Source organism: Glutamicibacter sp. FBE19, from assembly GCF_015524875.1.
Classification (GTDB): domain Bacteria; phylum Actinomycetota; class Actinomycetes; order Actinomycetales; family Micrococcaceae; genus Glutamicibacter; species Glutamicibacter halophytocola.
Window position 1 is genome coordinate 148,097 of the sequence record NZ_JACKQN010000009.1, and the last position, 20,619, is coordinate 168,715.

General features: G+C 60.7%; 22 protein-coding genes. 7 read left to right on the forward strand and 15 right to left on the reverse strand.

Features of this window, described 5'->3' with window-relative positions; genetic code table 11:
* The first annotated feature begins 6 nt into the window (after positions 1–6).
* On the forward strand, positions 7–996 hold the full coding sequence (locus H6F58_RS14260) for a proline dehydrogenase family protein (protein ID WP_195182015.1): 990 nt from the start codon (positions 7–9) through the stop codon (positions 994–996).
* Here H6F58_RS14260 and H6F58_RS14265 read toward each other — a convergent pair.
* Positions 993–1,619 carry a GNAT family protein gene (locus tag H6F58_RS14265; RefSeq protein ID WP_195182016.1) on the reverse strand — a complete coding sequence of 209 codons (627 nt, stop codon included), beginning with the start codon at positions 1,617–1,619 and terminating at the stop codon, positions 993–995. The genes H6F58_RS14260 and H6F58_RS14265 overlap by 4 nt on opposite strands.
* 51 nt (positions 1,620–1,670) lie before the next feature.
* Complete coding sequence (gene trmB / locus H6F58_RS14270) at positions 1,671–2,528, reverse strand: tRNA (guanosine(46)-N7)-methyltransferase TrmB (RefSeq protein ID WP_195182017.1); 858 nt, start codon at positions 2,526–2,528, stop codon at positions 1,671–1,673.
* Between the two features lie 125 nt (positions 2,529–2,653).
* Between trmB and H6F58_RS14275 the strand changes: the two genes are divergently transcribed.
* The gene (locus H6F58_RS14275; RefSeq protein ID WP_060702382.1) at positions 2,654–3,064 is read left to right on the forward strand and encodes a YccF domain-containing protein; all 411 of its coding nucleotides are present in this window, start codon (positions 2,654–2,656) and stop codon (positions 3,062–3,064) included.
* A 74-nt stretch (positions 3,065–3,138) separates the two neighbouring features.
* Here H6F58_RS14275 and H6F58_RS14280 read toward each other — a convergent pair whose 3' ends face one another.
* From H6F58_RS14280 to H6F58_RS14290, 3 genes are all read right to left on the reverse strand, one after another.
* The gene (locus tag H6F58_RS14280; RefSeq protein WP_146275919.1) at positions 3,139–4,323 is read right to left on the reverse strand and encodes a TerC/Alx family metal homeostasis membrane protein; all 1,185 of its coding nucleotides are present in this window, start codon (positions 4,321–4,323) and stop codon (positions 3,139–3,141) included.
* Between the two features lie 272 nt (positions 4,324–4,595).
* Positions 4,596–5,063 carry a GNAT family N-acetyltransferase gene (locus tag H6F58_RS14285; RefSeq protein ID WP_146275917.1) on the reverse strand — a complete coding sequence of 156 codons (468 nt, stop codon included), beginning with the start codon at positions 5,061–5,063 and terminating at the stop codon, positions 4,596–4,598.
* Positions 5,064–5,089: 26 nt separating this feature from the next.
* Positions 5,090–5,587: a DinB family protein gene (locus H6F58_RS14290; protein WP_146275915.1), complete on the reverse strand. Its 498-nt coding sequence runs from the start codon at positions 5,585–5,587 to the stop codon at positions 5,090–5,092.
* A gap of 168 nt (positions 5,588–5,755) precedes the next feature.
* Here H6F58_RS14290 and clpB point away from each other — a divergent pair, with 168 nt between their 5' ends.
* Entirely contained in the window at positions 5,756–8,344 is a 2,589-nt protein-coding gene (gene clpB, locus H6F58_RS14295; RefSeq protein WP_195182018.1) for an ATP-dependent chaperone ClpB, read from the forward strand.
* Positions 8,345–8,410: 66 nt separating this feature from the next.
* On the opposite strand, the gene H6F58_RS14300 is transcribed toward clpB, so the two are convergent.
* Positions 8,411–9,079, reverse strand: a complete 669-nt coding sequence (locus H6F58_RS14300) for a septum formation family protein (protein ID WP_146275911.1) — start codon at positions 9,077–9,079, stop codon at positions 8,411–8,413.
* A gap of 222 nt (positions 9,080–9,301) precedes the next feature.
* Here H6F58_RS14300 and H6F58_RS14305 point away from each other — a divergent pair, with 222 nt between their 5' ends.
* Together H6F58_RS14305 and H6F58_RS14310 are read left to right on the forward strand one after the other, a co-directional pair.
* A complete protein-coding gene (locus H6F58_RS14305; RefSeq protein WP_060703458.1) occupies positions 9,302–9,520 on the forward strand; it encodes a DUF3073 domain-containing protein in 219 nt (72 codons plus the stop codon).
* A gap of 161 nt (positions 9,521–9,681) precedes the next feature.
* Positions 9,682–10,602 (forward strand): Sir2 family NAD-dependent protein deacetylase, encoded by a 921-nt coding sequence (locus tag H6F58_RS14310; protein WP_315897928.1) that lies wholly within the window; start codon positions 9,682–9,684, stop codon positions 10,600–10,602.
* Here H6F58_RS14310 and H6F58_RS14315 read toward each other — a convergent pair.
* From H6F58_RS14315 to H6F58_RS14355, 9 genes are all read right to left on the reverse strand, one after another.
* Positions 10,599–11,699, reverse strand: coding sequence for a HAMP domain-containing sensor histidine kinase (locus H6F58_RS14315; RefSeq protein ID WP_195182019.1), 1,101 nt, complete (start codon positions 11,697–11,699; stop codon positions 10,599–10,601). The two genes, H6F58_RS14310 and H6F58_RS14315, sit on opposite strands and share 4 nt — an antisense overlap.
* Positions 11,696–12,370, reverse strand: coding sequence for a response regulator transcription factor (locus H6F58_RS14320; RefSeq protein WP_146275907.1), 675 nt, complete (start codon positions 12,368–12,370; stop codon positions 11,696–11,698). Before H6F58_RS14320 ends, H6F58_RS14315 begins: the two co-directional genes overlap by 4 nt.
* A 38-nt stretch (positions 12,371–12,408) precedes the next feature.
* Entirely contained in the window at positions 12,409–12,984 is a 576-nt protein-coding gene (locus H6F58_RS14325) for a M15 family metallopeptidase (RefSeq protein WP_206693710.1), read from the reverse strand.
* A gap of 62 nt (positions 12,985–13,046) precedes the next feature.
* On the reverse strand, positions 13,047–13,553 hold the full coding sequence (locus H6F58_RS14330) for a VanZ family protein (protein ID WP_195182020.1): 507 nt from the start codon (positions 13,551–13,553) through the stop codon (positions 13,047–13,049).
* A gap of 77 nt (positions 13,554–13,630) precedes the next feature.
* Entirely contained in the window at positions 13,631–14,770 is a 1,140-nt protein-coding gene (gene purM / locus H6F58_RS14335) for a phosphoribosylformylglycinamidine cyclo-ligase (RefSeq protein WP_060702373.1), read from the reverse strand.
* Positions 14,771–14,851: 81 nt separating this feature from the next.
* A complete protein-coding gene (gene purF, locus H6F58_RS14340) occupies positions 14,852–16,375 on the reverse strand; it encodes an amidophosphoribosyltransferase (protein ID WP_060702372.1) in 1,524 nt (507 codons plus the stop codon).
* 105 nt (positions 16,376–16,480) lie between these two features.
* Entirely contained in the window at positions 16,481–16,807 is a 327-nt protein-coding gene (locus H6F58_RS14345; RefSeq protein WP_075972496.1) for a hypothetical protein, read from the reverse strand.
* Positions 16,808–16,811: 4 nt separating this feature from the next.
* Positions 16,812–17,192, reverse strand: a complete 381-nt coding sequence (locus H6F58_RS14350) for a sterol carrier family protein (protein WP_060702370.1) — start codon at positions 17,190–17,192, stop codon at positions 16,812–16,814.
* An 81-nt stretch (positions 17,193–17,273) separates the two neighbouring features.
* On the reverse strand, positions 17,274–18,248 hold the full coding sequence (locus tag H6F58_RS14355; RefSeq protein WP_075972495.1) for an asparaginase: 975 nt from the start codon (positions 18,246–18,248) through the stop codon (positions 17,274–17,276).
* A 135-nt stretch (positions 18,249–18,383) separates the two neighbouring features.
* Between H6F58_RS14355 and purD the strand changes: the two genes are divergently transcribed.
* Entirely contained in the window at positions 18,384–19,670 is a 1,287-nt protein-coding gene (purD, locus tag H6F58_RS14360; protein WP_060702368.1) for a phosphoribosylamine--glycine ligase, read from the forward strand.
* Positions 19,671–19,684: 14 nt separating this feature from the next.
* On the forward strand, positions 19,685–20,590 hold the full coding sequence (locus H6F58_RS14365; RefSeq protein ID WP_146275901.1) for a phosphoribosylaminoimidazolesuccinocarboxamide synthase: 906 nt from the start codon (positions 19,685–19,687) through the stop codon (positions 20,588–20,590).
* Positions 20,591–20,619 lie beyond the last annotated feature (29 nt).

Genomic DNA, 20,619 nt, shown 5'->3' on the forward strand with positions numbered 1-20,619 from the left:
CATCCCATGCTCATTTCACCTGAAGAATTTGAATTGGCCGCAGATAATCTGCGTGCATTGGCGTTGGACGAACGGCTCAAGGCGCAAGTCATGGCCACGCCGGCTTTGGCCAGGATTGCGCAACGGATCTCGCAACGATACCTGGCCGGGGACTCCATCGACTCTGCCTTCGCCCAGGTTGCCCAGATCACGTCGCGAGGGCATCGCAGCAGCATTGAATGCGTGGGCGAATCGATTCGGGATCGCCACGTCGCTGAGGCGGAAACCGGAATATTCCTGCGCATCGCCGAACGCTTGAAGCGCTCGAAAACCGATACGACCTTGAGCTTCGATCTCTCGCATCTCGGTTCCGCCATTGATCCCGAGCTGGGATTGCGCAATGCGTTGCGCGTCGCCCGAGCCGCGCGCGAAGCGGGAACCTACCTGATGATTTCGGCCGAAGGATCGGATCGCACCGACCTGGTGCTTGAGCTCTGGGAGAAGCTGATCTGCGATTTTCCGGAAACGGGTATCACCTTGCAGGCTCGCCTATCACGAACATCGCAGGATCTCGTGCGCGTTCTGGAGCTTCAGGCAGGCCCTGTCCGGCTGGTCAAGGGAGCCTTCCAGGAGCCGCTGGAAACGGCCATGGCGCGCAACGATCCAGGCCTGGCCGACAGGTACGCGCAGCTGGCCGGAGCGCTGATCTCCTCAGGCAGGCAGACAAATATTGCCACCCACGACGCGCGGCTGATCCGGAGGCTTAAAGAGGAGCACGGAGCGGCGTTGCTATCGCCGCAGGTGGAATTCGAGATGCTCCAGGGCCTCGGGACGCAGCAGCTGGACGCGTTGCGCGAGGAGGGGTTCACCACCCGGGAATACGCGGTTTTCGGGCCAGAATACTGGCTGTACGTGCTGAATCGGCTGGCTGAGCAGCCACAGCGAATTATGCTGGCAGTGGCAGATCTACAGCGAACGCACAATGCCGCCCAGGGATCCGGGATGAGCGCGAACTAGCAGCGGCCATGGCGTGCGAGCCGCGCCAGCAAATTGGTGCGCACGGCCGGCCACTCGTGCGGAAGAATCGAGAAAATCACGGTGTCGCGCAGCGTGCCGGTTGCCGGATCATACTTGTGATTGCGCAGCACGCCATCCTGCTTGGCGCCTAGGCGGGCAATGGCTGCCCGAGAAGCGTCATTGTGCCAGTGCGTGCAGAACGCCACCGAATAGCAATCCAGCTCGTCAAAAGCCCGCTGCAGCAGCATGAACTTTGCTGCAGGGTTGATTCCTGTGCCGTGGACTGATGGGGACAGGTAGGTTGAGCCGATTTCGACGCGTTTGTTCGGTTCATCAATGTTCAAATACGTTGTGGCGCCCACGGCCTTGCCCGTGGACAAATCGATGATCGCAAAGGGCGCCATCGCTCCAGCTTCCTGCAGGGCCAAGCGCTTGTTGATATCGCCGGCCATTTCCTGCGCCGATGGAATAGACGTGTACCAGATTCCATCAAGCTGGCCTGCGGTGACCACCTCGGACAAGTCTTCTGCGTGGCCAAGGGAGAGCTGTTCTAAACGCACTCCGGCATATTCCATCGTGGGCGCCTGCGCGTAGCTATTGATCTCGGATGAAGTAAGGGCCATGGAATCCATCCTATGGATTCCATGGCCCTTCAACGGCTTTCGTCGCCGATATTAACCGACGCGGGTGTAAGCCAAATCAAAAACCAGGCGACCGGCTTTCAGCGCCTTGCCTTCGAAGCTGGTGAGAATGCGACGCTCAAAGCGTGGCGCCCAGCCGCCTTGCCCGTCGGTGAATTCAGGCTCCGGATCAAAGCCTTCCATGCCGCCACGGCGCACCTTGGTCAGGTTGCTGTCTTCACCGGCCAGGTTGCCCGGGTGCTGGTTCTCAAAATCCGCATGTGCTTCAAGAACTTCGCGCATCTGTTCGGCGTAGTTGGACCAGTCGGTCGCCAAGCGCAGGGTTCCACCTGGCTTGAGCACGCGTGAGGCCTTGTCGAGGAACGACTTCTTGATCAGGCGGCGCTTGTGGTGGCGAGGCTTGTGCCACGGATCGGAGAAGAAGATCCAGATTTCATCTGCGCTGTTCTCCTCGAGCATCACGTCCAGGACTTCTGGCGCATTGGCCTGGATGGCGCGGACGTTGCTGATGCCGAAGGACTCTACCTTCAGCATCAGCTGTGCCAGCCCTGGGCGGTAAACCTCGACGGCCAGGTAATTGCGCTCGGGATCATCCTTGGCTGCGTTGGCGATGCACTCGCCCAGACCCGTGCCGATCTCGACCACCAATGGGGCGGTGCGGCCAAAAGCTTCGGCAGGATCTAGCTTGAAGTCGTCGGCCACCGAAGTGTCGGCAATTTTGCGCGGTGGCTCGATGACGTACTGCTCGGCATTGCGTTCCCACGCGCTGGCGCGCCGGCCCTGCAGGCGGTTGCCGCGGCGTACGAACGACACTGGCTCTGCGCGGAAAAGATTCGGGTCTCTGGGGGCAGTGCCGTGGGCTGGGCGCTGCTGATCGCTCGATTCGCTCATGATGATTAATCCTAGCTGAGCCAAGGGCTCCACTGCTCGCCAGGGACTAGGGGATTGGACACCCTAGGGGATGATCCGGGGGATCACCTATGGCGTGAAGCCGGGCGGGGCTGAAGAATGAAATCATGACTGATTTAGTGCGAGGTATTCTCAACGTTATCTGGTTGGTGTTCGGCGGGCTCTGGCTGGCCTTGGGGTACGTTTTGGCCGGCATCATCTGTTGTTTGCTGATCGTGACCATTCCCTTTGGCATCGCTTCCTTCCGCATTGCCGGATATGCGCTGTGGCCATTTGGCCGCACCGTAGTTGACCGGGGGCCAGTCGGGGCATTCTCCACTTTGGGCAATGTCATCTGGGTGGTCTTCGCAGGCATCTGGATTGCCATTGGGCACGTGGTGACCGCTATTCCGATGTTCGTATCGATCATCGGCATCCCGCTGGGAATCGCCAACTTGAAGATGATCCCGATTTCCCTGATGCCGCTGGGCAAAGTTATCGTCCCTTCGGACTACTACATTGCCGGCATGAAGCGCTAGCTGCCCAGATGCGGCAACGGCCGCCGTCCCTTGATCGGGATGGCGGCCGTTGCCAATTACTGCCGAGCGGACGGCTAGCTCTTGAGGTACTCATCGTGCTGTCGATGGGCTTCTTTGACCTCTTCGCGGATCTTATCCACGTCCTTGGCCTTGTCGCGGTATTTCTTTTCCATGGTCTTCACGTAGGCTTCTTCTTCCACTAGCGCACGATAGATGCGCTCGCGCTCGTTTGCATCAGCGGTGTAGGTCAAATCCGTGTAGCTGTTTGCGTGGCGCCGCAGGTTGCCAATGGCAGTTTGCGCTTTGCCGGCCTTGCTGAACAAGGAAGCCAAGACCGTCACCACCAGCACACCGATGATTACGCTCAGGGACAGACCCGTGCTGATTTCGATCACGTGGACTGGCTCTCCGCCGTTGACAAATGGCAGATTGTTTTCGTGCAGCGCGTGCAGGATCAGCTTGACGCCGATGAACGCGAGGATGGCTGCCAAACCGTAGGAAAGGTAGATCAAGCGGTCAAGCAGCCCATCAAGCAGGAAGTACAGCTGGCGCAGGCCCATCAGCGAGAAGGCGGTTGCGGTGAAGACGATGTACACGTTCTGGGTCAGCCCGAAGATGGCGGGAATCGAATCCAGTGCAAAGAGGATATCTGTTCCGCCGATGGCCACCATGACCAGCAGCATTGGGGTCAGGACCTTCTTGCCATCAATCTTGGTGAACAGCTTGTCGCCGTCGTAGCTGTCGGTGGTGTGGAAGAGCTTCTTGGCGATGCGGATGATGAAGTTGTTCGCTTCGTCCGATTCATCATCCTTCTTCAGCAGGTTGCCCGCGGTGAGCAGCAGGATCAAGCCAAAGAGATAGAACACCCAGGCAAACTGGTTGATCAACGCGGCACCGACAAAGATGAAGGCCGTTCGGGCGATGAGGGAGAAGACGATGCCGAAGAGCAGGACCTTCTGCTGGTCTTCGCGCGGAACCCGGAAACTTGCGATGATGATCAGGAAGACAAAGAGGTTGTCAACGGACAACGCTTTCTCCGTGATGTACCCCGCGAAGTACTCGGCGCCCATATCGATGCCGCCGAAAACCAGCACGACCACACCGAAAATCAAGGCGAGGCCGACATAAATGCTCGACCAGATTGCAGCTTCCCGAAGGCTGGGCACGTGCGCCTTGCGAATATGGAAAAAGTAGTCGAAGGCGAGAAGCGCCAGGATGACGGCCACTGTAATGGCCCAGATTAAAGGAGAAACTTCCATAGGGTTTCCTACTTTCGTAAGGCGCGCAAGCACGCTGTCGAGTAAGTCTCTTCGCCTGCCCGGAGGCTGGCCGCAAAACCCGGTGGATCTACGAAGATCTACGTATTGACGGGTCAAGCGCTTAGGAATACTCCCTTACGTGCTTCCAGCCTAACCTGATCTGGTGTTCTGAGGAAAGTTCTTGTCTTCTAAATGTCGTTGTGAACTGTAATGTACTTCGTTGCCTTGCGCTTGGATAGGTGCTGAGGGCAATTCGAAGATTCGGATGCGCACTAAAGCGTTTTTCGCATTTTGACGCTGGTGGTCTCGTAGCCCAATGATTCATAGAGTCCGCGGGCGGCAGTGTTGAACCCGAATACATTCAGCCCTAGAGTTTCTGCGCCTTGGGATCGGGCATAACCTTCAGCCAGGATCATGGCCTGGCGGCCAAAGCCGTTGCCGCGGTGCTCCGCGTCGACGACGATGTCCCATACCCACCACGAGGCAGGATCCCCTGAGGCGTCGCATCCGACCCATATGTATCCAACATTGCCAAGTGCGGAGCTCTCCAGGGTGAATACCGCATTTGTTGCGCTGGGCAGTCCATCTGGGAAGGCGCGCGCCATGGTGCCGTACGCGTCTGCCTGCGCTTTGCTTTCCGTGACCCCGGCGGCGAGAAGGTCTGCGATGTATTCTGCAGCGCTCCTCTTCATCCATGACGAAAATTGTTCTGCAGCAAGTGGAAGAAGTGTAAGCGGCATATTCGGAGTCTAGCTGGCTGTCCGGGTTACTGCTTTCGCGAAGCCAGGATTTGTTCTCGCAGAATATCTGCGTGGCCACAGTGTTGTGCCAATTCGCGCAGCATATGCAACAGCACCCATCGGACGGGTAGTGGTCCGCGGCGGTTGCCGGGGAAAATGTCGTCACCCGATTTGCCGCTGAGCGCCTGGCGGGATTCTTCCAGGGCCCGGGTGTAGTCGCGCTGCACCGTTTCGATAGTGTCTGAGGTTTTCAGCGCGAATGACTCGTCCGGTGTGGCGGCGATTCCCAGTTCTGACCGGCTCTTACCGGTGGCGGCCTCGCCGAACCACACGCGTTCAACAAAGGTTGCGTGCTTGACCAGCCCAAGCAATGTGGTTTTGGACCTGACCAAGCTGGCCCGGGCTTCGCCTTCGGTGAGTCCGTCGAGGCACGTCATGAGCATGAGGCGGTGCTGATCAATGAATACCTGCACCATGTCGTCGTAGTCGAGCTGGTAGATGTCATGCGAATCCGGGTTTGGCATGCCTCATCCTAACCGGAGGAGTTGCCCGTGGCGCGGATTTTCGAGTTGCAGGCAAAGCGATAAAAATTTTTCGAGAATCTAGTTCTAGGCGGAATAAGACGGCAGCGAGTAGAGTTGAGTTAAGTACACTCAAGTTTATGGGTTCACCCAACAAGGGAAAGGATGCGCGTGGACACCAAACTCACCACCAAGAGCCAAGAGGCTCTCTCAGCTTCCGGCATGAACGCTTCAACGGCAGGAAATCCGCAGATTGAACCTGCGCACCTGCTCAAGGCATTGCTGGACCAGCGCGACTCGGTCGCCGTTGCCTTGCTGAAAACGGCCGGGCTTGATGTCGACGCGCTCTCCGTTAAGGCCAGTGCCACAATCAGTGCGTTGCCTACAAGCTCAGGAAGTTCTGTAGCCCAGGCCCAGTTCTCCCGCCAACTACTGCAGGTAGTCGGCAACGCCCAGGAAACCGCCACCGAAATGGGCGATACCTATGTTTCCACCGAACACCTGCTGATCGCCCTCGCCGCCGACCAGTCGAAGGCCGGCGAAGCGATGCGAGAGTTCGGGGCAACGCGCGAGCTGCTGGTTGGAACCTTGCCGACCATTCGCGGTGACCGCAAGGTAGATAATCCCAACCCCGAGGCCACCTTCCAGTCCCTGGAAAAGTTTGGCACCGACATGACAGCGCTGGCGCGCTCGGGCAAGCTGGATCCAGTCATTGGAAGGGACCGCGAAATCCGGCGCCTGGTGCAGGTATTGTCGCGCCGCACCAAGAACAATCCGGTGCTCATCGGTGAGCCGGGCGTGGGCAAGACAGCTGTAGTCGAAGGACTGGCCCAGCGGATGGTCGCTGGGGATGTGCCAGAGTCCTTGCGCGGCAAGACGCTGATCTCCTTGGATTTGGGCGCGATGGTCGCGGGTGCAAAATACCGTGGCGAATTCGAAGAACGCCTGAAGTCAGTGCTGGAAGAGATCAAATCTTCCGATGGCCAGATCGTGACCTTCATCGACGAGATCCACACCGTGGTTGGTGCTGGAGCCTCGGAAGGCGCCATGGACGCAGGCAACATGCTCAAGCCGATGCTGGCCCGCGGCGAGCTGCGCCTGATCGGTGCAACCACCTTGGACGAGTACCGCGAGAACATCGAGAAGGATCCGGCTCTGGAACGCCGCTTTGCCCAGGTGTACGTCGGGGAGCCAAGCGTGGATGACACCATCGCTATCCTTCGAGGCCTCAAGGAACGCTACGAAGCCCATCACAAGGTGTCCATCGCCGACTCTGCGCTGGTCGCTGCGGCATCGCTGTCCAACCGCTACATCTCGGGACGGCAGCTACCGGATAAGGCCATCGACCTTGTTGATGAAGCCGCCAGCCGGTTGCGCATGGAGATTGACTCCGCTCCGGAGGAAATCGACGAGCTGCGCCGCGAGGTTGACCGGTTGACCATGGAAGAGCTCGCTTTGTCGGATGAGACAGATCCAGCTTCGGTGGAGCGCCTCGAAGCCCTGCGCAAGGACATGGCGGACAAGAAGGAAAAGCTCGATGCGATGAACTCGCAATGGGAATCCGAGAAAGCCGGTCTGAACCGCGTCGGTGATCTCAAGGTCAAGCTGGATGAACTGCGCGGGCAGGCGGACAAGGCGCAGCGCGAAGGCGATTTGGAAAAGGCATCCCGACTGCTTTACGGGGAGATCCCTGCGCTGCAAAAGGAACTCGACGCAGCAGCCCTGGCTGAAGCAGACCGTTCTGCGCAGCCGAGCATGGTCGCCGAGGAAGTCACCGCGGATGACATCGCCGAGGTGATTTCGGCCTGGACCGGCATCCCTGCCGGGCGCATGCTGCAGGGCGAGAGCCAAAAGCTGTTGGACATGGAAGAGATCATCGGCCAGCGCCTGATGGGGCAGAAGCAGGCAGTATCTGCCGTATCGGATGCGGTCCGCCGCACCAGGGCCGGCATTGCCGACCCGAACCGGCCCACCGGATCCTTCCTGTTCCTTGGCCCAACCGGCGTGGGAAAAACCGAGCTGGCCAAGTCCCTGGCGGACTTCCTGTTTGATGACCCGCGTGCCATGGTGCGCATCGACATGTCGGAATACTCCGAGAAGCACGCTGTTTCCCGGCTGGTCGGTGCTCCTCCGGGATATGTCGGCTACGAGGAAGGCGGACAGCTCACCGAGGCGGTGCGCCGTCGCCCATACTCGGTGATCTTGCTCGACGAGGTCGAAAAGGCCCATCCAGAAGTCTTCGACATCCTGTTGCAGGTGCTCGATGACGGCCGGTTGACCGACGGCCAGGGGCGCACGGTGGACTTCAGGAATACCATCTTGATCCTCACCTCAAACTTGGGTTCGCAGTTCCTGGTGGATCCCGCATTGGAGGACGAAGCCAAGAAGAGCGCCGTGATGAACGTCGTCAACGCGTCATTCAAGCCGGAATTCCTGAACCGGCTGGATGAGGTGATCCTCTTTGATCCGCTGAGCATCGAGGAACTGGGCAATATCGTCAAGCTTCAGATCGATTTGCTCTCGGAGCGCCTGGCCGAACGCCGTTTGACCTTGGAGGTGGACCAGGGGGCGAGCGAATGGCTGGCCCTGACGGGCTACGATCCCGCCTATGGAGCTCGTCCGCTGCGTCGACTTGTCCAGCGCGAGATCGGGGACCGGCTGGCCAAGGAGATCCTTGCCGGCACCGTGCAAGACGGGGACACCGTTCAGGTGTCGCTGGATGAGCCCGGTGACCAGCTGAAGGTGCAGAAAAAGAGCTAGCTCAATATGGCCGAGGGCGTGAACAGGATCCTGTTCACGCCCTCGGCTTGCACTGCTTGAATTCAGCTAGCTCTCGGTGGTCTCTTCAGCCTTTTGGCTCTCATCGTCGGAGTTCCCATTGTCGGGTTCCGAAGAATCTTCATCGGTTGCGTTGTCCGTTGCCTCTGGTGGCAACAGCGAGGTGCGCACGTTCCCTTCAGCCAAGCTCAAGAAGCAGGACACGGCGCGGTCGCCCTGTTCCCAGGTGCTCTGGGAGGGACGGGAGAAGTGATAGGTCCAAGTGGAGTCGAGGCCAGCGCTCGGATCCAGCGAGACCGACTTGCACAGGTCCTCTGACTGGGTGAGCAATTCGCTGGCGCCAGGGTAATCGGTTCCGGAGACCTCAAAAGAACCGATCATCTGGGCATTATGCGCTGAATCGCAGGTGACCACGGTTTGGGCATCCAGCGGTGAGTCAAACCCGCGCAAGCAATCACCCAGCTGCAACTGTGCTGGGGGCATTTCGGTAGCAATGACCCCATCAAGCCCCGGATTTTCATTGCGTTCCACGTTGTTCGCAACGGGCGAAGCGGGGGGATCTATGATGCGCAACACCAAGAAAACCAGAGCAGCGGCCAGCGCCAAAACGGCAATAATCAGGAGGGCCCACTGGCCACCATGCCGTTTGGGCTTTTCCGGTTCGGGCTGCAATGGCGGTAAAGCCGCCTGCGGCTCGGGCAGATTTTCTTCCACCACCTGCTGAGCTCCTTCATGGTCGGGGGCGTTCAGTTATTCGTCAGCTCAATACATAGTCGTTGGACTAATCGACAGTCTAGCTGTATCGACGGGTGTTGCGTTCAGCGCTCGCCGGTGAATCATGTTAACCTTTAATTACGAAAGAACTGATCACATATTCGGGGGCCTTCATCTAATTAGATGGACCACCTCCCGACTCTACTGAAAAGAGGGGGTCACGCCATGGGGCGCGGCCGTCAAAAGGCTAAAGCACAGCGTCAGGCGCGAGATATCAAGTACTACTCGCCGTCCACTGACCTTTCGGCACTTGAACGCGAGTTGGGCGTTCAGTCCGATCATCATGCTCAGAACACCGAGCGTAATGATTCATCGTATGACGAAGAATATTCGGATTACGACGAGCTGACTAAGAAGTACTCGCGAGACGACGACGAGGATTAAGTTCCTTTTCTGAGACCGGGAGTTCTTGGCTCGGAGTGCCACAGCTAGAGCACGCAGTGGTACAGCTCTTCAGTACATTTTGCGACATGCCGCAGCGACTAAGCTAGATTAGCTTTAAGTCGTTGCGGCCTTTGTCGTGTCCAACAAGCATGAGGTGGAACGTGAGCACCAAAGAAGAGCTAGCCATCCAGATGGCGCATCACTCGGCGATCCGCTCGATGCAGCGCATAGTGGAGCAACAAGCGCCAGCGTCACCAGAGGATGAAGCCCGCGCCGGGGTGCAGCAGATGCTGAACTCAGGCAGCGTCCTGGTGGTCACCGGCGCCGGTGTCTCCACCGATTCGGGCATCCCGGATTACCGCGGGCCGAACGGCTCGCTGCAGCGCCACCGTCCGATGACGTACCAGGAGTTCCGCTACCGCCCGGAAGCGCGCCAGCGCTATTGGGCCCGAGGCTATGTCGGCTGGCGCCATATGGACAAGGCCGAGCCGAACCAGATCCACCGGCGGCTGGTTCAGTGGGAACAAGAAGGAAAAATTACCGGCATCATCACGCAAAACGTGGATGGCCTGCACCAGCAGGCTGGATCAAAGCGGGTCATCCCGGTGCATGGGGATTTGTCTACCGTTCGATGCCTGAACTGCGGCTTCAGCGAGGACCGCCGAGACTTCGACGTCCGTCTTGAGGCAGCGAACGAAGGATACCTCGAAGCGGTGGAGATCGACCCCTCCGCAGTGAATCCCGATGGCGACGTGGAGCTGCCTCAATACCTGATCGACCAGTTTGCCATGGTCCGCTGCCTGAACTGCGATTCCTATGCCTTGAAGCCAGATGTGGTGTACTTCGGGGAGAGCGTTCCGCCTGAGCGCAAGGAACTCATGGCGGCGCTGGAAGCAGAATCCAGCGCGCTGTTGGTCCTCGGCTCATCACTGGCCGTGATGAGCGGCTACAAGGTGCTGCTGAACTTCGTCAAAAGGGAACTGCCAGTAGCCCTGATTACTAACGGGCACGTGCGTGGGGAACAGAAGGCTACCTGGCGCTGGCGAGTTCCGCTGGAAACCGCGCTGTCCCAGCTGACCTAGAAGCTCGGGGCCCAAGGTTTCAGGGCCGGCAGCCGTATCAGCGCGGACAGGCCACCGGCGGGCCGGGGAGCAAGCCGGAAGGATCCTCCATGGGCCTGGACCACGGCGGCAACAATAGGCAGCCCCAGGCCGCTACCCGAGGATTTGATGCTTCCGATGCGTTCCAGGCGGTGAAAAGGCTCCAGGATCAGCTGGGCCTGTTCCGAGGTGAGCACTTCGCCATCATTTTCAACGGTAATCTCGACCATGCTCCCATCAGATCTGGAACAGAGCCAAGCCTTCGAATTCGAGTAGGCCAGCGCATTGCGAACCAAGTTGGCTACTGCATGTTCCAACAGGTCGGCATCGGCTTCCACCGCGGGAAGATCGCCGAGCTGAATGTCGAATTCGAGGCCGCGGGTGATCGCCTCGGGAAGGTATTGCTCCACCAAATCCTCAAGCAGCAGCGAGAGGTCTATGGGCATCTTGGCCAGGCCATTGGACTGGGCGCGCGAGAGCGTGAGCAATGAATCCACGGAACGCTCGGCCTTGGCAGTGATGTGCTGCAGGCGTTGGATGAACTGCGGCCCGGGGAGCTGCTGGCTAGGACCCACCTCCAAGGTGGTGCGCAGCGCGGCCAAAGGGGTGCGCAGTTCATGGGATGCATTCGCCGCGAATCGCTGCTGCTGAGTGATCTGGTTTTCGAGCCGGTCAAGCATGGAATCCATGGCGTCGGCCACGTCGGAGAATTCAGTGCGTGGACCATGAAGATGGACACGACGGTTCAGATCCCCTGAGCTGACCGAATTCGCGGTCCGCTGCATGCGTGCCAGCGGGCGCAGCAGATGTCCTGCCAAGAACCAGGAGCCGATGCCGCTGCCCGCTACGAGGAAACCCAGCGCCCAGAGTGCCCGCGGAATAAAAGCCCTGGCCAGGTCCTTGCGGCTCGGAGCGAATTCGCCGAACTTCGCGTTCAGCACCCCATCGGGGATATAGCGAAGCAGGAAGAGGTAGACCAGGGCGAAGAGCACTGCACCTGTGCCAACGACGAGCAGGCACATGGTGACGCTCAGCTTGAGCCTGGCGCTGAGGCCACGGGGCCGATCGACATTGTTCATGCAGAAAATTCCGGGTCAACAAGCCGGTAGCCGACACCGGTCACTGTTTCAATGGGTGTTGGCTCTCCGAGCCTCTTGCGTAGCGAGGACATGGTTACGCGGACTACCGCGGTGAATGGGTCTGCGTTCACATCCCAGGCCTTTTCCAGCAGTTCTTCGGAGCTGACTACGCCGCCATCTGCTTCCATCAGAATCTGCAAGATGGCAAATTGCTTCTTTGAGAGGTCGATTCCAACGCCGTTGCGCTGCACAGTGCGCTTAAAGGGATTCAACGTGATGCCGCGCAGCTCCATGACTGGAGGGGCGCTCACCGCCGGACGCCGGGAGAGCGCATGAAGCCGCAGGATGACTTCCTTGAGCGCAAACGGCTTGGTCAGGTAGTCATCGGCGCCAACCTCGAAACCCGAGATCTTGTCATCGAGCCGAGTCGCCGCGGTGAGCATGAGCACCCGGGTGCCCAAGCGCTTCTCGTGCAGCCATGCAACAACCTCATCGCCCGACGGGCCCGGAATATCGCGATCGACCACCGCCACGTCATAGTCGTTGAGCGACAGCAGCTCGATGGCACGGTGGCCGTCCATGGCCACATCCGCCGCAATGCCTGCCTGCTGCAGCCCCTGTTGAACTGCCTCGGCAATATACGGTTCGTCTTCGATGAGCAATACTCTCATGGTCTTATCCTAGGACGGTTCCGAGTACTCGGCAGCAGCTAGGAAGCGGCGCTGGGGCGCATCGCCGGGCACTGGCCCTGGGAGTCTGCCGCCAGCTCATAGTGCCAGAGCTCGTTGGCGTATCTCTGGCACAGCCCGAACCGCTGGCCCTTGCGCGAGAGCCAGTCCGCGGCATCTGTCGGGCCGACATCAACGGCATTGCCGGTGACATGCGAGGAGTCGTCCGGGGATGCCACCCACTTTGAGGCTTCGGCTTCACTGCCATATTTGGCTATCGCCTGATCCAGCAATTCCTGCTGGTAGCCGCGTGAACGCCAACCGGAGGTGACCCAGAAATCCTTGATGCCCTGCTCCTTGGCAGCAGCGGCCGCTTCCTGAAGTGCCTCGCGAAGCTGGGGATCCAGGTTGCTGATTGCGCGATGGCTGTCATCGAAGGGGCTCACCTGGCTCTCGCGCAGCTCGTCGTCCTCCGAGTCCGTGAAGATCGTCTTCACTGCCTTGGCCCCGAGATCGGCGGTAGCACTCGTGCTGGTGGTCAATGCAGCACAGGAGCCCAGGAACAAGGCCGCGATCGCGATGAGCACCGTGGAAATCATGACTCGTGTTTTTCTCATGAGCCAAGAACATCAAATCAGGTGTTAAGCCAGTGTAAAGAGCGTTGCGAAGAACTTCTCCGCTATCCGGCGGCAGCGAATCTTATGGGGGAGGCGATGAAAGCCAAGGCCAGCACCGTCATTGCAATTCCAATCCACGCACAGATGCGCCGCAGCGGTTCCAGCCGGCCAGCAGCGGCGAAGCCCAGCAGGCACCCTGCTACATTGGTGGCCAGGTCCGAGGTGTCGGAGCTTCCCACCGCCAGCCTGTACTGCAGGATTTCAAGCAGCAAGGACAGGCCGAGCGCGGCTGTGGCCGCCTGCACCCAACGCAGCCGGGGCCACAAAAGCCGGAGGTTCAAGCCGATGGGGATGAACAGCAGCAGATTGACGAGGCTTTCCTTCAAGCCGCTGGCAGCAAAGCGCGCGTCGGCAATGAAAGGCAGCAGCTTGATTGAACGCAGTTCGCCGCTGCCCAGATGCGGGAGGGCCAGTTTGAAGAGGATGATCCACGCGAGGAAAAACAGGTACAGCCCGGCGAAGATGAAGCTCCGGCGGCGAAGCTGGGAGGCTTCTGCTGGTTCGGCCATGGCGGAATTCCTCTGTGGATAAGCGAACACCGGCGGACCAGAAAACTGGTCCGCCGGTGGATTCGAAGCTCTGGGTGCTACTTGGCGTAGGCCCCGGTCAGCAGCACGGCGCCACCGTCAACACCCTTGGCGCCCTGGACGAAGTCCAGGCCAGCCTCGGCAGCCGATGGATCCAGGTTCTCAACCTGGCCCATAACCCATGCGCCCATGCCAGCAGCGTTCAGCAGCTGCACAGCGCGGTCGGCCACGGCCTGGTCAACGATCGCCACCATGCCAACGCCCAGGTTCAAGGTGCGCTCCAGGTCAGGCTGCGGCACGTTGCCCAGGGAAGCAATGGTGGAGAACACTGCCGGCAGTGCCCAGGTCGAACGGTCCACGCGGGCCATCAGGCCCTGTGGCAGCACGCGGGCCAGGTTGGCGGCCAGGCCGCCACCGGTGACGTGGCTGAAGCCGTGTACGCCGAAGTTCTCGCCGTCGTTCAACTCGCCAATCAAATCCAGGCAAGCGCTGGTGTAGATGCGGGTTGGCACCAGCAGCTCCTCGCCCAGGGTCTTGCCGAACTCGGCCACCTCGCGGTCCAGCTCCCACTTGGCGTGGGCGATGACCCGGCGCACCAGCGAGTAGCCGTTGGAGTGGATGCCCGAGGAAGCCATGCCGATGACCACGTCGCCGGCACGCACGCGTTCCGGGCCCAGCAGCTGGTCAGCCTCGATGACACCGGTGGCGGCACCGGCCACATCGTACTCGTCCTCGGCCAGCAGGCCAGGGTGCTCAGCGGTTTCGCCGCCGACCAGCGCGGTGCCGGCGAGCTTGCAGCCCTCGGCGATGCCGCGCACGATGTCGGCAATGCGCTCCGGAACCACCTTGCCGGTGGCAATGTAGTCGGTCATGAACAGCGGCTTGGCGCCCACCACGACGATGTCGTCAACGACCATGCCGACCAGGTCCTGGCCGATGGTGTCGTGGATGTCCAGCTTCTGGGCAATCGCCACCTTGGTGCCCACGCCGTCGGTGGAGGTCGCCAGGTAGGGCTTCTTGTAGCCGGTCAGGAAGGAGACATCAAAAAGCCCGGCGAAACCGCCAACCCCTCCGACGACGCCGGAAGTGTGCGTGGCCTTGATCGCACCCTTCATCAACTCAACGGCGCGGTCACCGGCCTCGACGTCAACGCCGGCACCGGCATAGGTGATGGAAGTTGGCTGATCATTGCCGCTCATGGCAGAGGGTTCCTTTTCTGTCGTGAGCACCGGTTCTCCGGTGCCGCTTGCAACGAGGTATATGGGGGAGGACGGTCGGGTCTAGCTGGCGTTTTCGAATTCGGAATCCGGGCCGGGCTCGCAACCTGGCTGGTTGCTGCGCTCCAGCAGGTTCTTTCCGCGGCGCTCCTCATGCGGCAGCGCGATCGGGTAGTCGCCGGTGAAGCACGCGGTGCACAGGCGCTCGCGTGGCTGCCGGGTGGCTTCGATCATGCCGTCTTCGGAAATGTAGGCCAGCGAGTCGGCGCCGATGGAGGTGGCGATCTCGTCCACAGCAGCGCCATTGGCGATCAATTCGGCGCGCGAGGCGAAGTCGATGCCGTAGAAGCAAGGCCACTTCACCGGAGGCGAGGAGATCTTGACATGGACCTCGGAAGCACCGGCTTCGCGCAGCATGCGCACCACGGCGCGCTGGGTGTTGCCGCGCACGATCGAGTCATCGACCACTACGACGCGCTTGCCGCGCAGCACGGTTTCCAGGGCGTTGAGCTTGAGCTTGATGCCCAGCTGGCGCAAGGTCTGGGAAGGCTGGATGAAGGTGCGGCCCACGTAGGCGTTCTTCACGAATCCGTGGGTGAAGGGAATGCCTGATTCCTCGGCGTAGCCGATGGCTGCCGGGGTGCCGGATTCCGGAACAGGAATGACGATATCGGCTTCCGCATGGTTTTCACGGGCCAGCTGGCGGCCCATTTCCACGCGGGACTCGTACACCGAGCGGCCGGCAATGGCAGCATCCGGGCGAGCCAGGTACACGTACTCGAAAACGCAGCCCTTGGGGGTGGCCTCGGCGAAGCGGGTGGAGCGCACGCCGTTTTCATCGATGGCGATCATTTCGCCTGGCTCGATTTCGCGGATGAACGATGCGCCCACGGTAGCCAGGGCAGGCTGCTCGGAAGCGACGACCCAGCCGCGGTTCAAGCGGCCCAGAACCAATGGGCGAACGCCGTGCGGATCACGCGCAGCGTACAGGGTGTCTTCGTTCATGAACACGAAGCAGAAGGCGCCTTCGATTTTTGGCAGCAGTTCCAGCGCGGTTTCTTCCAGCGACTGGCCCTCGATGCCGCCGAGCAGGGCGGTGACCAGGGCGGTGTCGGTGGTGTTGCCCTGGGCGATTTCGCCGCGGACCTTGCCGCCGTCGGCCTGCTGCTTGGCAGCGACCATGTCGGCCAGGTCGGCGGAGTTGGTCAGGTTGCCGTTGTGCGCCAGGGCCACGGTGCCGGTCTGGGTTGGGCCCAGGGTCGGCTGCGCATTGGCCCAGTGGCTGGCGCCGGTGGTGGAGTAGCGGCAGTGGCCGACGGCCAGCTGGCCGCTCATGGAGTTCAGCGTATTCTCGTCGAAGACCTGGGAAACCAGGCCCATGTCCTTGTAGACGTTGATGCGGGCGCCATCGCTGGTCGCAATGCCCGCCGATTCCTGCCCGCGGTGCTGGAGGGCGTACAGACCGTAATAGGTCAGTTTCGCAACCTCTTCGCCAGGAGCCCAGACGCCGAAAACGCCGCATTCATCCTGCGGCCCCTTCTCGCCTGGAAGCAGGTCGTGATTTAAGAATCCATCGCCACGCGCCATGTCAGTTATTCTCTCATGTTCTGGTTTGGTCGACACCGACCGTTTGTGTGGTGGGTGGCGGCCAGGTGCGCGGCCGCCCGCTTTTCAGTGGAAGGGAAAAGCTGCCTAGCCTGGTTGTCCGCTGGAGTCAGTGTCCTCGGCCAGAGGAACTGCCAGATGCTTGGTGGATTTACGCGAGGTGAAGCGATCTATGATCACGAACACCAGCCCGCCGATACCCACACCTAGTCCAGCACCGAACATTGCAAAGAATCCGGAAGCTGATGCACGGGTGTACTCCTGCGATGGCTCGCCGAGCAAGCCAATGACCAGGCCAATCAGCGCACCAAGTACGACGAAGGTCAAAATGAATGGCCAGAATTTGGGCGCCGAGTGAATTTGCACTTCGACACTTTGATCTGCAGATGTCGGGGTAGCGGGGTGTTGCTCCATACCCTTAAGGGTACTCAATAAGTGGTAGGTGCGCGGACAAGTCTGCCCTAAGTCCGGAGGCGTGCAATTGCCCAGTTTGCAATGCATCGGCCCATGAGGTTAGGCCGGTAGCCAGTGAAAGCCAGAGTTCAGCAGGCATTTCGACCACATTCGGCGGGGTTCCGCGGGTATGCCGGGGTCCGGCTATGCACTGAGTCACACCAAAGGGCGGGATGCGCACCTCTACGGAATTGCCCTCGGCACGAGAGGCTAATTCCTCCAGCAGGTAGCGAACTGCCATGGCCAGCACCGGACGGGCTATTTTTCCTTGTCCCTGCCCGGCACCAGCCCACTCGCGCACCGCTGCGCGCCCAGCAATTTCGTCAACGCGTCGCTTGATTGCCATGGGGTGATGCATCTCTTTCTCTCGATGACGTAAAACCGTCACATTTGCCTGGACTTGATGTGGGGTGCGGAACTCTGTAAATCAGAAATCGGCCCCAGCCAACTGTAGTCCAGCAGCCCGTGCGCCGGCAGTGCCTCCAACCGGTTGCAGCTGCTGGCGCAAATCGCGATAAGCCGCTTCCTCGATGGCCGAGAATTCGTGCAGCAGCGATAGGGCCAAAAGGTCGGTGCCCCGCGAAGAGCCATCGAGCATTTTGATGGCCACAGTCAGCGAATTGGGTGCCGCCATGGCCAGCACGCCTTCGGCACCCAGCTTGGCTATGGCCCCGGTCTGTTCGATGACTTCGGAATTGGGATGGCCCTTGCCCCGAACGGCCCACGGGTGATTGCGCATCGCGGCGACAACGCGCTGGGCTTCTTTCTGCTCGGAAACAACGAGCTGCTGGAAGCCGTGGGCCAGGCTCTTCAACGACATCTGGACGGCCGGTGCCCCGCAGCCATCAATCCCGGTGAATGGCAGCGGGCCGCAAAATTCTTCAAGGACCGAGCGCGCCATCCGCTGCACGGGGTGATCCGGATCAAGATAGCCAGCAGTGCCAGAACCTGAGGCCTTCGCCGCGAGCAGGAACCCGGCATGCTTTCCGGAGCAGTTGAATGCCACTGCGGACTTTGGCAGGTGCTCAAGGGTCATCTGCGTCCTGGTTGCCGAATCCACGGGCCAGGATTGCGGGCATTGCAGATCCGATTCATTCAGCCCCGCCGATGCGAGCATTCGCCGGGCAACGTCCTGATGGGCGAAGGTGCCGATATGGCTGGCACAGGCCAGGGCCAGCTGCTCGTCGTCGAGCTCGGCGCCACAGCGCAATGAAGCGATGGCTTGGAATGGCTTCACCGCGGACCTGGGGAAGATCAGCGCCTCGGGGTTGCCCAGGGCCATGAGAGTTGTGCCGTCTGGCCCCAGCACCACTGCGGCGCCATAGTGGCGGGATTCAGTGACGCCGTTGCGGCTCACCTGTACCAGCTGCGCGCAATCGGAAATATCCATTGGTCGGTCCATTCCCCTAGTTTATTCGCGTGGGAGGGCCGTGCCGCGTGGCGGGCTGCGAGCCAGTAGCCGATGCGGGTAAAAGCACAGGCTCAGCGGATGTCATAGACAGCATCCACCGCCGGTTTCTCCGGTAAACTCGGGCGAGTGAAGGTACTGGTTATTGGCCCAGGCGGCCGTGAGCATGCAATTGTCCGAGCACTGAGTGCAGACCCCTACGTCAAAGAAGTCCATTGCGCCCCCGGCAACGCCGGCATCGCGCAGGATGTCACCACCCACAACATCGACGCGCAGGATCCTGCCGCGGTTCTCGCCCTGGCTCGCGAACTGGCCAGCGACCTGGTGGTTGTCGGCCCGGAAGCGCCACTGGCTGCCGGTGTATCCGATGCATTGATCGAGGCTGGCATCCCCGTCTTCGGTCCTACCAAAGCTGCAGCGCAGCTTGAGGCATCGAAGGCTTTTGCCAAGAACGTCATGGCTGCCGCTGAAGTGCCCACCGCCATGGCCCACGTGGCCACTAACCGCGAGGAAGCAGCCAGCGCGCTGGATGACTTCGGCGCACCGTATGTGGTCAAAGACGATGGCCTGGCCGCTGGCAAGGGCGTTGTGGTCACCTCGGACCGCGATGAAGCACTGGAGCACGCCGAAGCCTGCTTCGCAGCCGGCGGCACCGTGGTCATCGAGGAATTCCTCGATGGACCGGAAGTTTCGCTCTTTGTCATTTGCGACGGCAAGCATGCCGTTCCGCTCTCTCCTGCACAGGACTTCAAGCGCATCTTCGACAATGACGAAGGCCCGAATACCGGCGGCATGGGTGCCTACTCGCCGCTTGAGTGGCTTCCAGAGAACTTTGTTGACGAGGTCATGGACCGCGTCGCCTACCCAACCCTGCGCGAAATGGAAAAGCGCGGCACGCCATTCACCGGCGTGCTGTATTGCGGCCTGGCCGTCACCAAGCGCGGCATCCGCGTTATCGAATTCAATGCCCGCTTTGGCGATCCGGAAACCCAGGCCGTGCTGGCCCGGTTGAAGACCCCGCTGGGCGGTGTCTTGCTGGCCGCTGCCAAGGGCCAGCTGGATGACGCAGAGCAGCTGAACTGGTCGCCGCTCACCGCCGTGGATGTTGTTATCGCCGCCGAGAACTACCCGGATACCCCGGTCAAGGGCGCAGTGATTTCCGGTTTGGATGCAGCCAACGCGCTGGAGAATGTGCACGTGATGCACGCTGGCACGTCTGCTGACGCCGAGGGCAACATCATCGTTTCCGGGGGACGTGTCCTGGCAGTAGTCGGCCTGGGCGATGACCTCGCAGCCGCTCGTGCCACCGCCTACGCCGGTGTCGCCCAGATCAGCTGGGACGGTGCCCAGTCGCGCACCGACATCGCGCTGAAGGCCGAACGCGGCGAAATCGTCGTTGCAAAGCAAAGCAAGTAGAGGACCAGATAGCTATGGCAGGATTCCAGACCGAAGTTCTCGACCTTGAGGGTTGGGACCATTTCTACTCGGGCAAAGTGCGCGACCTCTACGTGCCAGCTGGTGCGAGCTTCGAAGAAACCGACCGCGTACTGGTCGTCGCTTCGGACCGCATCAGCGCCTACGATTTTGTGCTCACCAGCGAAATCCCGGACAAGGGCAAGGTGCTGACGCAGCTGAGCCTATGGTGGTTTGAACAGCTGGGCGACTTCGCCAACCATGTGATCTCCACCGATGTGCCAGAGGCTGTAGCCGGCCGCGCCATGGTCTGCAAGAAGCTGGAAATGTACCCCATCGAGTGCATCGCCCGCGGATACCTCACCGGTTCGGGCCTGGCCGAGTACAAGGTCTCCAAGACCGTGTGCAGCCTGCCATTGCCTGATGGCCTGGTGGATGGCTCCCGGCTGGAGCCTGCATTGTTCACCCCATCGGCCAAGGCCGAGGTCGGGGAGCACGATGAGAACATCACCTACGAGCAGACCGCCGAGCGTGTTGGCAACGATGTGGCCGAAGCATTGCGCGAGAAGACTGTTGCGCTCTACGAGCAGGCCGAGAAGATTGCCCGCGCGCGCGGCATCATCCTGGCGGACACCAAGGTAGAGTTCGGCGCGGATCCCGCGACCGGCGAGATCACCTTGGGCGATGAGGTGCTGACCCCGGACTCCTCGCGTTTCTGGGACGCCGCGGCCTACCAGCCAGGCCAGGCCCAGCCGAGCTTCGACAAGCAGTTTGTGCGCGACTGGCTGACCAGCAGCGCATCGGGCTGGGATAAGAACTCCGGCGAGCAGCCTCCTCAGCTGCCGGCTGAGATTGTCGAGAAGACCCGTGCCCGGTACATCGAAGCCTACGAGCGCCTGACCGGCCAGAGCTTCACCGCCTAGCACCGGCAGCCGGCGCAAAAAGCAGCCCC